The following is a 13,449-nucleotide window of genomic DNA, read 5'->3' as shown; positions in this document are numbered from 1 at the left end:
AGCCAAGCGCGCTCCCTCCTGATCGAGCGCGCCTTTTTATTGGAGAGATTACATGCCGTCGTTCGACGTGGTATCCGAACTGGACAAACACGAGCTGACCAACGCGGTCGAGAACGCCGTGAAGGAACTCGATCGTCGCTATGACCTGAAAGGCAAAGGCAGCTTCGAGTTCAAGGAAAAGGACCTGACCGTCAACCTGACCGCTGAAGCCGGGTTCCAGCTGGAAGCGATGATCGAGATCCTGAAGCTGGCCCTGACCAAGCGCAAGATCGATGTGCAGTGCCTAGAAGTAAAAGACGCTTACGCCTCGGGCAAGCTGATGAAGCAGGACGCCATTCTCAAAGAAGGCATCGACAAGGAGCTGGCGAAGAAAATCGTCGCTCACATCAAGGACGCCAAGCTCAAGGTGCAGGCCGCCATTCAGGGCGAGCAGGTGCGGGTGACCGGCAAGAAGCGCGATGACCTGCAGGAAGCCATCGCGGCCCTGCGCGCCAAGGAATTCGGCATGCCACTGCAGTTCAACAACTTCCGCGACTAAGTCCGGTCAGATGGCTGTGGGAGCGGGCTTGCTCGCGAAAGCGCTGTGTCAGGCAACTCATTGTTGAATGACATACCGCTTTCGCGAGCAAGCCCGCTCCCACTTTTTATATGTGTACAGCCCGGGTAGCCGGAAATCAGGAGATGGAAGATGGATTTGAATGCTGAGGTAGACAACCTGGTCAAGGCGTCCCAGGCGTGGATTCCGATGATCATGGAATACGGCAGCCGCGTGCTGCTGGCGGTGATTACCCTGGCCATCGGCTGGTGGCTGATCAACAAGGTCACGCAAAAACTCGGCGGTCTGCTGGCCCTGCGCAATGCCGACCTGGCGCTGCAAGGCTTCATCAGCAGCCTGGCGAACATCATTCTCAAGGTGCTGCTGATCGTCAGCGTGGCCTCGATGATCGGCGTGGAAACCACCTCGTTCGTGGCCGCGATTGGTGCTGCCGGCCTGGCCATCGGTCTGGCGTTGCAGGGCAGCCTGGCGAACTTCGCCGGCGGCGTGCTGATTCTGTTGTTCCGTCCGTTCCGTATCGGTGACTGGATCGAAGCGCAAGGTGTGGCGGGTACTGTCGACAGCATCCAGATTTTCCACACCGTGCTGCGTACCGGTGACAACAAGACCATCATCGTCCCGAACGGCAATCTGTCGAACGGCATCATCACCAACACCAACCGTCAGCCAACCCGCAAAGTGGTGTTCGACGTGGGTGTGGATTACGAAGCTGATCTGCAAAAGGCCCGTCAGGTGCTGCTGGATCTGGCCAAGGATGAGCGCGTATTGCAGGACCCTGCGCCACAAGCGGTCATTTCGACGTTGGGTGACAGTTCGATCACTGTTTCCCTGCGTGTGTGGGTTAAAACTGCAGACTATTGGGACGTGATGTTCATGTTTAACGAACAGTCGCGTGACCGTTTGAAAACTGCCGGTATTGATATTCCGTTTCCACAGCGGGTTATTCGAGTAGTTCAGGAATCGGCTGTTCAGTAATACCACTGATACTTGGCCTCGCGGTCAGTTAATGAGTGGACTAACCCAAGAGCTGTCCGCACTCTTGGGTTTTTTATGTCTGATCTAGATGTTCGTTGGCTAATAAGTAGCTAGCTACTATTGTTTGTACGGTCAGAAACAGGAAGGCAGGGCAAACTTGATTCATAAAAAAACCGCTCACCTGAGTCAGGTGAGCGGTTCTTGTTAGAGCAAAGCTCTACAGTACGTCAGCTGCATATCCCGATTAGAGGATGTTCAGTGGGTACTCGACGATCAGACGGGTGTCGTTGTTGTCAGACGCGTAGCCGCTGTACGCGCCGTTCGAGCGGTACATGGCGTAACGCAGACGGAACGACAGATCCTTGGCTGGACCTTCCTGGATCACGTACTTGGACTCGGCGTTCCACTCGTTTTCTTTACCTTCACCCAGACCGTTGGTCTTGATGTTGTCACCCTTCACGTAGCGGGTCATGAAGCTCAGGCCAGGAACGCCATAAGTCTTCATGTTCAGGTCGTAACGAGCTTGCCAGGAGCGTTCTTCACGGCCCACGAAGTCGGAGATCTGAATGGAGTTGGCAACGAAGATGGTGCTGTTGCCGTCAACGCCATAGTAGTAGGCATTGTCGCCGCTGGAGCGCTGGTGAGCGATGGTGAACTTGTGCGCGCCGAGGCTGTAGGCTGCTGCCAGGGACCACAGTTTGTTGTCTACGCCACGGGTGTCGTTGTCGGGGGTTTCGTCGCCAATGGCGCTGACCAGGTTGCCACGCTTCTCGCCTTCGGTTTTATAACCGTTGAAGTCGAAGTTCAGCGACTGGTCTTCGGCGATAGGCAGGGTGTAGTTCAGATTGATGTATTGCTTCTTGAAGTACTGGTCGGCATCCGAAGCGGCCAATGCACCGGTGAAATTGTCGGTGAAGGCATAGCTGGCGCCGAAGATGTTGATGCTGGTCAGGCCCTTGCCACCGTTGCCGTTCTCATCAGGCAGGCCGCCGATGCTGTCGCGGCCCATGCCGGTTTGCTTGCTCAGGGCGGTGAAGCGACCTGCGCTCAGTTCCAGGCCTTTGATCTCTTTGGAAGTGATCAAGGTACCGGTAGCCACTTCTGGCAACAGACGACTGTCGTCAGTGGCGAAGACCGGGCTGGCAACGAATTGCTGACCGTATTTCAGCACAGTGTCGGAAACGCGGAATTTGACAGCGCCGCCGATCTTGCCTTGGGATTTCTCTTCGTTGCCGTCGCTATCAATCGCGAACAGGCCGTTACCACGACGACCCGAGCCACCGTCCAGCTTGACCGAACCCATGGCCATGGCGTCGAGACCGAAACCTACGGTGCCTTGAGTGAAGCCCGATTCGTAGGTCAGCAGTTGGCTGACACCGGTGTCCTGGCGATAGCCGCTTTCAAAACCCGGGGTGCCGTCTTTCTTTGCAACGTTACCGGCACCATTTTTGTAATCGCGGTTCATGTATTCCATACGAGTCTTCAGTTTCAGACTCTGGTCTTCCAGGAACCCTTTGGCGTCATCCTGCGAAGATGCCATTGCGAACTGCGAGGTGCCTGCTGCAACAGCCAGGGCGATCATGCTCCACTTCATCACGCGCATCGTGATTTGCTCCTTTGGTTTTTAGAAGAGTACTGCCGTCCCACCTGTTTTATTATCTGGGCGGCTCTTTCTTTTTGTGTCGGCGCAAACTTATATCACGCCGACAATGTTGGCGATACTTGCTAATCCAACCTTTCACCTTCTTTACGACGCTGTCGCAGATGGCTTTGTAGATGTCGCAAATTCACAGTACCGATGCAATCGGATCGACAACTTTCTCGCTGTTTTTCTAGCCTTTTGCATCGCTAAAAAAGAGTCCCTGGCAAAACACTTGAATCTCCATCGGGCAACCCTGCCACTGTTTTTGTTGGGCCTAAGGCTCCCACTTCCCGTGGTGCGCTTATAGTCCATATGGGTACGAATGCAACAAGCGTGCACAAACCGCTTTTTCTATGCGGTTATTTTTCTGAACACTCGTCACTCGCTGTAAAAACCTCATAAATACTGGGCCTCAAGCCCTTCTTTATCAGGGCTTGACGCCATCCCTTGCTTGGTGTTGTCGAGCAGGTTCGTGCGCGCGACAACGAAAAACGTTACCGGTTCACCCCGCCGGTGAGTATTCGGCGGATGCCCGACGCACTGAGCGTAGACGCGCTGTGCGGTTTTGGTGCAAAAATTTTTCCAGTTGTTCCGGATTCATACAGTTTGAGCGGGAGCAGGGGGTGAACGCTTTGGGCTTTTCTGGTCATTTCATTGTGCTGCACCGCGCAGTCGGTTCCGTCATGGTGCGTGCCGCCCGAAAATGTCGCATGCAGGAGCGTTGAGCAATGTCTGTCCTGGCACGCTCATCGTGAAGCCCGGCGCATTCGCAGGTATGCTGCCTGCCTGTCGCTTGGCGTCATGTCTGTCTGGATGGCCGCTAAGCTGAATTGTGTAGATCAGCCGGGAGTGCACGCAGTGTTTGCTTTAGATTCACGACTTCAACAGGACACCCTGACCATCGGCGATTTCCCGCTCTGCCGGCTGCTGCTGTCCAACGATGCCAATTACCCGTGGTTCATCCTGGTGCCTCGTCGCGACGATATCAGCGAGTTGTTTCAGTTGGATGTCGCCGACCAGCAGCAGTTGTGGCAGGAAACCACGGCGCTGGCCGAGTTGCTCAAGGACTTGTTCGATGCCGACAAGCTGAACGTCGCGACGCTGGGCAACGTTGTCAGCCAGTTGCATATGCATGTGATCGTGCGCAAGCGTGACGATGCGGCATGGCCGGCGCCGGTCTGGGGCAAACACCCGGCCAAACCCTACAGCGCCGAGCAGGTCGCGAGCATTCGTGAGCGGCTGCGTCTGGTGCTGACCGAACACTTCACGTTTCTGGAGGGGTGAACCATGAACCTTGAAGAACGCGTCACCGATCTGGAAAGCCGTCTGGCTTTTCAGGATGACACCATTCAGGCGTTGAACGACGAACTGGTGGCGCAGCAGCGGGTGATCGAGCGCCTGCAGTTGCAAATGGCGGCGTTGCTCAAGCGTCAGGAGGAGATGGTCGGGCAGTTCGATTCTTTCGAGGAAGAGGCGCCACCACCGCATTACTGATGCCGACACCTTTATGCAGGCGTAAAAAAAACCGCGAGCAGCCTGGCTGTTCGCGGTTTTTTATTGCCTTGGATCAGCGACGCGGCAGGGCGGCGATCACGTCCTCGGCTTGCAGGCCTTTGTCCCGATTCATCACCGAGAACTCCACGCGCTGGCCTTCGACCAGTACGCGGTGGCCTTCGCCACGGATTGCACGAAAGTGCACGAAAATATCATCGCCGGAATCCCGGGAGATAAAGCCGAAGCCTTTGGAGGTGTTGAACCACTTGACGGTACCGGTATCGCGGTTGCTCATGTCATAGGTAGTCGGTGCGGCGGCCGGTGAAGACTTGTAGAAGCTGATGGCCAGATGCAGGACCACGGCAACCAGAGCGATCACCAGGCTGAACAACACCGCCGGTTGACCGGCGATGACTGGCATCGGTGCGATCAGGGTCAGGGTTTGCAGGACGACAGTCAGCACGAGAAGAGCGCTGACCAGATTTTGCAGATGCTGGCGCGGGCCTTTGTTCCAGTAAGGAATCACTGGAGCGATGACCAGATTCAGCAGGCCGAAAAAGGCCAGGTAAAGTGCATCGGGTTGTTGCAGGTAAGGAACGGCTTCGGATTTCAAGCTAGGTATGAACGACAGCAGCAAGGCCGCTGCGCCCATTAGCAGGTGGACGATTTTCAACATTTTGATTGGCTCACGTTATGACGGCTCACAAGGAAGAGCTGAAGGCGCACGGTTCGCTTCGGAACAATAAAGAGGCGTTGGACACGTGCCCGGCATCAGCCTATGCGCGACACCCCCGAAAAATGGGGCGTAGCGACACACTGCCTATTTAACAGCAAAGCCTGCAGCTACTCAAATTACCCCGGCCAGCGGCACGTGCCCGGTCGATTTGTCGCATGGCGAGTGAAGATTGTCGGCTGCGAGGTGGCGGCTGCCTTGCTAGAGTGGGTCTGCACCTGTTGGATGAATTCAATCGCCTTAGGGGGTAAACATGGCAATCGATATCGGTATCAGTGAAGAAGATCGCAAGTCCATCGTCGAGGGGCTGTCGCGGCTGCTGTCGGACACCTACGTGCTGTATCTGAAAACCCATAACTTCCACTGGAACGTCACAGGTCCCATGTTCAGGACCCTGCATCTGATGTTCGAAGAGCAATACAACGAGCTGGCGCTGGCGGTGGATCTGATCGCCGAGCGTATCCGCGCTCTGGGTTTTCCTGCGCCGGGTGCCTACGCGACTTACGCGCGTCTCTCCTCTATTAAAGAAGAAGTCGGGGTGCCAAGTGCCGAGGACATGATCAAGCAGTTGGTCGATGGCCAGGAAGCGGTCACTCGCACCGCTCGCGGCATCTTCCCGCTGTTGGACAAGGTCAGTGACGAGCCGACGGCTGACTTGCTGACCCAGCGCATGCAGGTGCATGAGAAGACCGCGTGGATGTTGCGCGCGTTGCTCGAGGCCTGATAGTTCGGTGCGCGGACGTCCGCAGGTGTGGATGTCCGCATACTGTTTCAAATCTTACTGAACATGTCGGCTTATCCTACGCTGCTGGGCAACTAGTCATCTGGCGCTGACTTTGCGTCTGCGTTTTTATGAAGGCACAGGATGTTGTCTTTATAAAAGCAGCGATGACAAAGGAGTGTCAGCGATATGGTAGGTGGAGACAGGCGATGCGAGCACGTCGGTTCGCAACGGGAAATGAAGGTCGATCCGTTTGTCAGCGATTTCGATTTTGAGCTGATCCGGCCGCTGGCCAGATCAGTGCGTTTGAACGGCTTTGCCACTTGCTTGAGGCTCGAGCAGGTTTACTGGAACATTCTTGGTGACATGGCCGGGCACAACGGCTGTTCGGTCAGCACGCTGCTGTCACATGTGGACCGCCAAGTGCACCTGCGCCACGGCGGGGTGAAAAACTTCAGTGGTCTGGTACGGGTGGTGTGCGTGATGAATGGCCTGCGCGATACCCCGGCGGCCGTCATGCCCTGAACGGGCAATACTTGAAATGACGTGGCGGGCTGTGCAGTCTTACGGCTGCACAGCCCGCATTTAATGGATATAATCCCGCTCTTTCGCCGCAAAGCCCTGCGCGCGGTGGCAATCTGATCGCCGAGACACCCCCATGCCGATGTACGATTATCAATGTGCTTCCTGTGGTCATCAGTTGGAAGCCATTCAAAAGATCAGCGAGGCACCGCTGGTCGACTGCCCTGCCTGTCAGGCGCCAGAGCTCAAGAAACAGCTGTCCATGCCGGGTTTTCGCCTCAGCGGCAGCGGTTGGTACGAAACCGATTTCAAGACCGGAGCCAAGAAGAATCTGGCCGGTGGCGACAAATCTGACTAGGGTTCAGGCCCAGGTCGAACGACACGCGTGAGATTCTGCAGTGCTTGAGTGCGACGGGATCTCCACCGAATTTCGAATTACGAGAAGCGAAACCACTACCATGATGCGCAGCCATTATTGCGGCCAACTGAACGAAAGCCTGGAAGGCCAGGAAATTACCCTTTGCGGATGGGTTCACCGTCGTCGCGACCACGGCGGGGTGATTTTCCTCGATATCCGTGATCGTGATGGTCTGGCTCAGGTGGTGTTCGATCCGGATCGCGCCGAGAGCTTCGCCGCCGCCGATCGCGTGCGCAGCGAATACGTCGTGAAGATCACCGGTAAGGTGCGTCTGCGTCCGGCCGGTGCGACCAACGCCAACATGGCGTCGGGCATGATCGAAGTGTTGGGCTACGAGCTGGAAGTGCTGAACGAGTCGGAAACCCCGCCGTTCCCGCTCAACGAATACTCCGACGTCGGCGAAGAAACCCGCCTGCGCTACCGCTTCCTGGACCTGCGTCGTCCGGAAATGGCCGAGAAGCTGCGTCTGCGTTCGCGCATGACCACCAGCATCCGTCGCTTCCTCGACGAGAACGGCTTCCTCGACGTCGAAACGCCGATTCTGACCCGTGCTACCCCGGAAGGCGCCCGCGACTACCTGGTGCCGAGCCGTACTCACGCCGGTTCGTTCTTCGCGCTGCCGCAATCGCCTCAGCTGTTCAAGCAACTGCTGATGGTTGCCGGTTTCGACCGTTACTACCAGATCGCCAAATGCTTCCGCGACGAAGACCTGCGTGCCGACCGTCAGCCTGAGTTCACTCAGATCGACATCGAGACCAGCTTCCTCGACGAAAAAGACATCATGGGCCTGACCGAAGGCATGATCCGCAACCTGTTCAAGGAAGTGCTGGATCTGGAATTCGGCGAATTCCCGCACATGACCTTTGAAGAAGCCATGCGTCGTTACGGTTCCGACAAGCCGGACCTGCGTAACCCGCTGGAACTGGTCGACGTTGCCGATCAACTCAAAGAAGTCGAATTCAAGGTGTTCAGCGGCCCGGCCAACGATCCGAAATGCCGTATCGCTGCACTGCGCGTTCCAGGCGGGGCGAGCATGCCGCGCAAGCAGATCGACGACTACACCAAGTTCGTCGGCATCTACGGTGCCAAGGGCCTGGCGTACATCAAGGTCAACGAGCGCGCTGCCGGTGTTGAAGGTCTGCAATCGCCGATCGTGAAAAACATCCCTGAAGCCAACCTGAACGTGATCCTCGATCGCGTCGGTGCGGTTGACGGCGACATCGTGTTCTTCGGTGCCGACAAGGCCAAGATCGTCAGCGAAGCCCTGGGCGCGCTGCGTATCAAGCTCGGTCACGACCTCGACCTGCTGACCTGCAAGTGGGCGCCAATGTGGGTCGTCGACTTCCCGATGTTCGAAGAGAACGACGACGGCAGCTTCTCTGCGCTGCACCATCCGTTCACCGCACCGAAGTGCTCCCCTGAAGAGCTGGAAGCCAATCCGGCCGGCGCTCTGTCCCGCGCCTACGACATGGTGCTCAACGGCACCGAGCTGGGTGGCGGTTCGATCCGTATCCATCGCAAGGAAATGCAACAAGCGGTGTTCCGCCTGCTGGGTATCAATGAAGCGGAACAGGAAGAGAAGTTCGGCTTCCTGCTCGACGCGCTGAAGTACGGTGCACCGCCGCACGGTGGTCTGGCCTTCGGTCTGGACCGTCTGGTGATGCTGATGACCGGCGCCCAGTCGATCCGTGAAGTGATCGCCTTCCCGAAAACCCAGAGTGCTGCGGACGTCATGACGCAAGCCCCGGGTGTGGTAGATGCCAAGGCACTGCGCGAGCTGCACATTCGTTTGCGCGAAACGCCAAAGGCTGAGTAAGACGGGCCTGAAGGCGCATCTTCGGATGCGCCTTTTTTCTTTCTATAGAGAGCAGGTCGAGATTTTTTGTTTGCTGGCCACTGCGTGAGCAGGGCGGGCAACGTTTCAAGAGAATTCGGAGCGAGTTATGGCAGGTCATTCCAAGTGGGCGAACATCAAGCACCGCAAAGAACGTCAGGATGCCAAGAGAGGCAAGATCTTCACCAAGTGGATCCGTGAGCTGACCGTTGCGGCCCGTCAGGGCGGCGGCGACCCGGGTTCCAACCCGCGTCTGCGCCTGGCCCTGGACAAGGCCCTCAGTGCGAACATGAGCCGCGATATCATCGACCGCGCCGTTGCGCGTGGCGCCGGTGCGACCGAAGCGGACAACGTTGAAGAGCTGACCTATGAAGGTTACGGCCCGGGCGGCGTGGCGGTGATGGTCGAGTGCATGACCGACAACCGCAACCGTACCGCAGCTGCCGTGCGCCATGCGTTCAGCAAATGTGGCGGCAACCTTGGTACCGACGGTTCGGTTGCGTACCTGTTCGAACGCAAAGGGCAGATCAGCTTCGCCTCGGGCGTTGACGAAGACGCCCTGACCGAGGCGGCGCTGGAAGCGGATGCCGACGACGTGGTCAGCCATGAAGACGGCTCGATCGATGTGTTCACCTCGTTCACCAGCTTCTACGCGGTGCGTAACGCGTTGGAAGCGGCCGGGTTCAAGGGTGACGACGCAGAAATCGTCATGCAGCCGACCACCAGCGCCGAACTGGATCTGGAAGGCGCGGAGAAGGTGCTCAAGCTGATCGACATGCTCGAGGATCTGGATGACGTACAGAACGTCTACTCCAACGCAGACATTCCGGAAGACGTGGCCGCTCAGCTCGGTTAAGAGCGACTAGGCTTCAATGTGGGAGCGAGCAAGCCCGCTCCCACATTGGTTATTCGCTGTTTTGAATTTCTTGTTTTTACCGACTCCGCAGGCGTTATGACTTTAATTCTGGGTATCGACCCCGGCTCGCGCATCACCGGTTACGGGATTGTTCGCGATACCGGCCGCGGCGGCTGCATCTATGTGGCCTCGGGCTGCATCCGTACCGGCGCCGGTGAGTTGCATGAGCGGCTGCAGATCGTTTATCGCGGCGTGCGTGAAATCATTCAGACCTATGGCCCGGTGACCATGGGCATCGAAAAAGTGTTCATGGCGAAAAACGCCGACTCGGCGCTCAAACTTGGGCAGGCTCGCGGCGCCGCCATTGTGGCTGGCGCTGAAGAGTGCCTGGAGATTGCCGAGTACACCGCCACCCAGGTCAAGCAAGCTGTGGTCGGCACCGGCGCCGCCAATAAAGAACAGGTGCAGATGATGGTCATGCACATGCTCAAGCTGACCAGCAAACCGCAGATCGATGCCTCGGATGCCCTGGCCATCGCGATTTGTCATGCGCACACCCGTTCCAGCCTGCTGCCGCATGGCCTGGGAACCGCACGCAGTCGTGGCGGGCGCCTGCGTCTCTGATAGCATCAGCAATCATTTTTGCGGAATGCGGATTTCGCGCCTGGGTCGTCGGCCCGATTCCCGCCTTCCATCTGTCGCCAGCCCACGGCTGGCCAACGCTCAAGGATCTGAAACGTGATTGGACGCTTGCGCGGCACCCTGGCTGAGAAACAGCCGCCGCACCTGATTCTGGATGTAAACGGCCTCGGGTATGAGCTGGAAGTGCCCATGACCACCCTTTATCGTCTGCCGTCGGTCGGTGAACCGCTGACGCTGCACACCCATTTGGTCGTACGCGAAGACGCGCAGTTACTCTATGGTTTCGCCGGCAAGCGTGAGCGAGACTTTTTTCGCGAGTTGATCCGTCTCAATGGTGTCGGACCGAAACTGGCCCTGGCCTTGATGTCGAGCCTTGAAGTCGATGAACTGATTCGCTGCGTGCAATCCCAGGACACCTCGGCGCTGACCAAGGTCCCCGGGGTCGGCAAGAAAACCGCTGAGCGCCTGCTGGTTGAACTGAAGGATCGCTTCAAGGCCTGGGAAACCTCGCCGGCCATGTTCGCTCTGGTGCCGAACCAGCCGGACGGCCCGGCGCCGGTCAACACCGCTGAAAACGATGCGGTCAGTGCGCTGATTTCCCTGGGCTACAAGCCGCAGGAAGCGAGCAAGGCGATTACCGCCATCAAGGACAAGAATTTGAGCAGTGAAGACCTGATCCGCCGCGCCCTGAAGGGAATGATTTAAGTGATTGAAGCTGATCGTCTGATCGCCGCCGCGCACAGCCCGCGCGAGCGCGAAGAAGTCCAGGACCGGGCCATTCGCCCGGTCAGTCTGGCCGACTATATTGGCCAGCCGACCGTGCGCGAGCAGATGGAGCTGTTCATCCAGGCGGCGCGTGGTCGCAGTGAATCGCTGGATCACACGCTGATCTTCGGCCCGCCGGGGTTGGGTAAAACCACGCTGGCCAACATCATTGCCCAGGAAATGGGCGTGTCGATCAAGAGCACATCCGGCCCGGTGCTTGAGCGTCCGGGAGATCTGGCGGCACTGCTGACCAATCTGGAACCGCACGACGTGTTGTTCATTGACGAGATCCATCGCCTGTCGCCCATCGTTGAGGAAGTGCTGTATCCGGCAATGGAGGACTTCCAGCTCGACATCATGATCGGCGAAGGGCCGGCAGCGCGCTCGATCAAGCTTGATCTGCCACCGTTCACCCTGGTGGGCGCCACCACCCGTGCCGGCATGCTGACCAACCCGTTGCGCGACCGCTTCGGTATCGTCCAGCGCCTTGAGTTCTACAGTACGGCGGATCTGGCGACGATTGTCAGTCGGTCGGCGGCGATTCTCGGTCTGCCGCTGGATCCGGAGGGGGCTTTCGAAATCGCTCGTCGTGCCCGTGGCACGCCGCGGATCGCCAATCGTCTGCTGCGTCGGGTGCGCGATTTTGCCGAAGTCCGGGCCAAGGGCCATATCACCAAGGCGGTTGCCGATCTGGCGTTGAATCTGCTGGATGTCGATGAACACGGCTTCGATCATCAGGACCGGCGCTTGCTGCTGACCATGATCGAGAAGTTCGATGGCGGTCCGGTGGGCATCGACAGCCTCGCGGCGGCGATCAGCGAAGAGCGCCACACCATCGAAGATGTGCTGGAGCCGTACCTGATTCAGCAGGGTTACATCATGCGTACACCACGGGGCAGGGTGGTGACGCGACATGCGTACCTGCATTTCGGTTTAAACATTCCGTCACGAATGGGCGAAATGCCTGTGGCAGACGAGTTTCTCGATGCCGTGGACGATTGATACACATTTTTTGGCGATTTATTCAGCGTTTGTACTGTCACAGGACGGTACTTTTGCGGTAAAGCCTTAAACACTGAAAAAACAGTTGCCTGGCCGGATTGGCAACCCGAGGAGTAAGCACTAGAGTATGCGCGCGCAAAACGGGCTTGAGCCGTTCGCACATCGTTGTCGCGTTTATTACGAGGACACCGATGCGGGCGGCATCGTGTATTACGTTAATTACCTCAAGTTTATGGAACGGGCTCGAACCGAGCGGCTCCGGACGCTGGGCTTTGCCCAGTCGGAACTGGCCGGGGAGGACCTGTTGTTTGTCGTGCATTCCAGCGAAGCGCGCTACCACGCGCCGGCGCGACTGGACGATGAACTGCTGGTAAGCGCTGATGTAATCGAATTGAACCGTGCCAGCCTGCGCTTTAAACAGCAGGTCAGGCGGGCCACGGATAATGCGCTGCTCTGTGAAGGGCAGTTTCTGGTGGCCTGCGTGCGCACCGACAGTTTGAAACCCCGGGCCATGCCCGAATCCTTGCGTGCGGCCTTTGCCGACGCGGGCGGCACGGGTACACACTCAAAGCAGGAGATAAAGCGTGGAAGCTAACGTCGTCGACCATTCCTCCATGTGGAGCCTGGTCAGCAATGCCAGCATCGTGGTGCAGTTGGTAATGTTGACCCTGGTGGCCGCATCGGTGACCTCATGGATCATGATCTTTCAGCGCAGCAATCTGTTGCGCGCCGGTCGACGCGCCCTGGAGAGCTTCGAAGAGCGCTTCTGGTCGGGTATCGATCTGTCCAAGCTGTACCGTCAGGCCGGCAGCAACCCGGATCCGGATTCGGGCGTGGAGCAGATCTTCCGTGCCGGTTTCAAGGAGTTCTCCCGTCTGCGTCAGCAGCCAGGTGTTGACCCTGAAGCGGTGATGGAAGGTGTGGCGCGTGCCATGCGCGTTGCCATCTCCCGCGAAGAAGAGAAGCTGGAGCAGAGCCTGCCGTTTCTCGCCACCGTTGGTTCGGTCAGCCCGTACATCGGTCTGTTCGGTACCGTGTGGGGCATCATGAACTCCTTCCGCGGTCTGGCCAGCGCCCAGCAGGCGACCCTGGCCACCGTGGCCCCGGGTATCGCCGAAGCCCTGATCGCTACCGCGATCGGCCTGTTCGCCGCGATCCCGGCCGTTATCGCTTACAACCGTTTCTCTGCACGCAGCGAAACCTTGCTGAGCCGCTACTACACCTTCGCCGATGAGTTCCAGGCGATCCTGCACCGCAAAGTGCACACCAGCGAAGAATAAGCAGGTATT

Annotated in this window: 16 protein-coding genes; 14 read left to right on the top strand and 2 right to left on the bottom strand. The window is 57.9% G+C overall.

Annotated elements, in window-relative coordinates:
• Positions 1-52 precede the first annotated feature (52 nt).
• On the top strand, positions 53-538 hold the full coding sequence (locus tag M0808_RS13105) for a YajQ family cyclic di-GMP-binding protein (RefSeq protein WP_003227548.1): 486 nt from the start codon (positions 53-55) through the stop codon (positions 536-538).
• Between the two features lie 150 nt (positions 539-688).
• Positions 689-1,531, top strand: coding sequence for a mechanosensitive ion channel family protein (locus tag M0808_RS13100; protein WP_027612528.1), 843 nt, complete (start codon positions 689-691; stop codon positions 1,529-1,531).
• Positions 1,532-1,775: 244 nt separating this feature from the next.
• On the opposite strand, the gene M0808_RS13095 is transcribed toward M0808_RS13100, so the two are convergent.
• Positions 1,776-3,134: an OprD family porin gene (locus M0808_RS13095; protein WP_098965276.1), complete on the bottom strand. Its 1,359-nt coding sequence runs from the start codon at positions 3,132-3,134 to the stop codon at positions 1,776-1,778.
• Between the two features lie 897 nt (positions 3,135-4,031).
• Here M0808_RS13095 and M0808_RS13090 point away from each other — a divergent pair.
• Positions 4,032-4,457, top strand: a complete 426-nt coding sequence (locus M0808_RS13090) for an HIT domain-containing protein (RefSeq protein ID WP_027612530.1) — start codon at positions 4,032-4,034, stop codon at positions 4,455-4,457.
• A gap of 3 nt (positions 4,458-4,460) precedes the next feature.
• A complete protein-coding gene (locus M0808_RS13085) occupies positions 4,461-4,667 on the top strand; it encodes a SlyX family protein (RefSeq protein WP_007962092.1) in 207 nt (68 codons plus the stop codon).
• Positions 4,668-4,740: 73 nt separating this feature from the next.
• On the opposite strand, the gene M0808_RS28480 is transcribed toward M0808_RS13085, so the two are convergent.
• Positions 4,741-5,343, bottom strand: a complete 603-nt coding sequence (locus M0808_RS28480; protein ID WP_027612531.1) for a cold-shock protein — start codon at positions 5,341-5,343, stop codon at positions 4,741-4,743.
• Positions 5,344-5,653: 310 nt separating this feature from the next.
• Here M0808_RS28480 and M0808_RS13075 point away from each other — a divergent pair, with 310 nt between their 5' ends.
• The 10 genes from M0808_RS13075 (at position 5,654) to tolQ (ending at position 13,440) form a co-directional block, all read left to right on the top strand.
• The gene (locus tag M0808_RS13075; RefSeq protein WP_007912745.1) at positions 5,654-6,124 is read left to right on the top strand and encodes a Dps family protein; all 471 of its coding nucleotides are present in this window, start codon (positions 5,654-5,656) and stop codon (positions 6,122-6,124) included.
• A gap of 186 nt (positions 6,125-6,310) precedes the next feature.
• Complete coding sequence (locus tag M0808_RS13070; RefSeq protein ID WP_247269719.1) at positions 6,311-6,646, top strand: ribbon-helix-helix domain-containing protein; 336 nt, start codon at positions 6,311-6,313, stop codon at positions 6,644-6,646.
• A 133-nt stretch (positions 6,647-6,779) separates the two neighbouring features.
• Positions 6,780-7,001 (top strand): zinc ribbon domain-containing protein, encoded by a 222-nt coding sequence (locus M0808_RS13065; protein WP_003227532.1) that lies wholly within the window; start codon positions 6,780-6,782, stop codon positions 6,999-7,001.
• A gap of 100 nt (positions 7,002-7,101) precedes the next feature.
• On the top strand, positions 7,102-8,877 hold the full coding sequence (gene aspS / locus M0808_RS13060; RefSeq protein ID WP_003227530.1) for an aspartate--tRNA ligase: 1,776 nt from the start codon (positions 7,102-7,104) through the stop codon (positions 8,875-8,877).
• A 127-nt stretch (positions 8,878-9,004) separates the two neighbouring features.
• Positions 9,005-9,751 carry a YebC/PmpR family DNA-binding transcriptional regulator gene (locus M0808_RS13055; RefSeq protein ID WP_247841357.1) on the top strand — a complete coding sequence of 249 codons (747 nt, stop codon included), beginning with the start codon at positions 9,005-9,007 and terminating at the stop codon, positions 9,749-9,751.
• Between the two features lie 96 nt (positions 9,752-9,847).
• Positions 9,848-10,375, top strand: a complete 528-nt coding sequence (gene ruvC, locus M0808_RS13050; protein WP_007962095.1) for a crossover junction endodeoxyribonuclease RuvC — start codon at positions 9,848-9,850, stop codon at positions 10,373-10,375.
• A 114-nt stretch (positions 10,376-10,489) separates the two neighbouring features.
• Entirely contained in the window at positions 10,490-11,098 is a 609-nt protein-coding gene (ruvA, locus tag M0808_RS13045) for a Holliday junction branch migration protein RuvA (protein ID WP_003227522.1), read from the top strand.
• Positions 11,099-12,160, top strand: coding sequence for a Holliday junction branch migration DNA helicase RuvB (gene ruvB, locus M0808_RS13040; RefSeq protein WP_186648170.1), 1,062 nt, complete (start codon positions 11,099-11,101; stop codon positions 12,158-12,160).
• 127 nt (positions 12,161-12,287) lie between these two features.
• On the top strand, positions 12,288-12,755 hold the full coding sequence (gene ybgC / locus M0808_RS13035) for a tol-pal system-associated acyl-CoA thioesterase (protein WP_003227519.1): 468 nt from the start codon (positions 12,288-12,290) through the stop codon (positions 12,753-12,755).
• A complete protein-coding gene (gene tolQ / locus M0808_RS13030; protein WP_007912733.1) occupies positions 12,745-13,440 on the top strand; it encodes a protein TolQ in 696 nt (231 codons plus the stop codon). Before ybgC ends, tolQ begins: the two co-directional genes overlap by 11 nt.
• Positions 13,441-13,449 lie beyond the last annotated feature (9 nt).

Origin of the sequence: Pseudomonas sp. MWU12-3103b (assembly GCF_023100615.1) — a bacterium.
GTDB classification, from domain to species: domain Bacteria; phylum Pseudomonadota; class Gammaproteobacteria; order Pseudomonadales; family Pseudomonadaceae; genus Aquipseudomonas; species Aquipseudomonas putida_A.
The sequence above is the reverse complement of the archived record's forward strand: the minus strand, read 5'-3'. Positions and strand labels throughout refer to the sequence as shown.

Coding starts and splice junctions, on each gene's coding strand:
- aspS (WP_003227530.1), top strand. CDS start 7,102: ATGATGCGCAGCCATTATTGCGGCCAACTGAACGAAAGCCTGGAAGGC.
- M0808_RS13070 (WP_247269719.1), top strand. CDS start 6,311: ATGGTAGGTGGAGACAGGCGATGCGAGCACGTCGGTTCGCAACGGGAA.
- M0808_RS28480 (WP_027612531.1), bottom strand. CDS start 5,343: ATGTTGAAAATCGTCCACCTGCTAATGGGCGCAGCGGCCTTGCTGCTG.
- M0808_RS13055 (WP_247841357.1), top strand. CDS start 9,005: ATGGCAGGTCATTCCAAGTGGGCGAACATCAAGCACCGCAAAGAACGT.
- M0808_RS13100 (WP_027612528.1), top strand. CDS start 689: ATGGATTTGAATGCTGAGGTAGACAACCTGGTCAAGGCGTCCCAGGCG.
- M0808_RS13085 (WP_007962092.1), top strand. CDS start 4,461: ATGAACCTTGAAGAACGCGTCACCGATCTGGAAAGCCGTCTGGCTTTT.
- ruvC (WP_007962095.1), top strand. CDS start 9,848: ATGACTTTAATTCTGGGTATCGACCCCGGCTCGCGCATCACCGGTTAC.
- M0808_RS13075 (WP_007912745.1), top strand. CDS start 5,654: ATGGCAATCGATATCGGTATCAGTGAAGAAGATCGCAAGTCCATCGTC.
- ybgC (WP_003227519.1), top strand. CDS start 12,288: ATGCGCGCGCAAAACGGGCTTGAGCCGTTCGCACATCGTTGTCGCGTT.
- M0808_RS13095 (WP_098965276.1), bottom strand. CDS start 3,134: ATGCGCGTGATGAAGTGGAGCATGATCGCCCTGGCTGTTGCAGCAGGC.
- M0808_RS13105 (WP_003227548.1), top strand. CDS start 53: ATGCCGTCGTTCGACGTGGTATCCGAACTGGACAAACACGAGCTGACC.
- M0808_RS13065 (WP_003227532.1), top strand. CDS start 6,780: ATGCCGATGTACGATTATCAATGTGCTTCCTGTGGTCATCAGTTGGAA.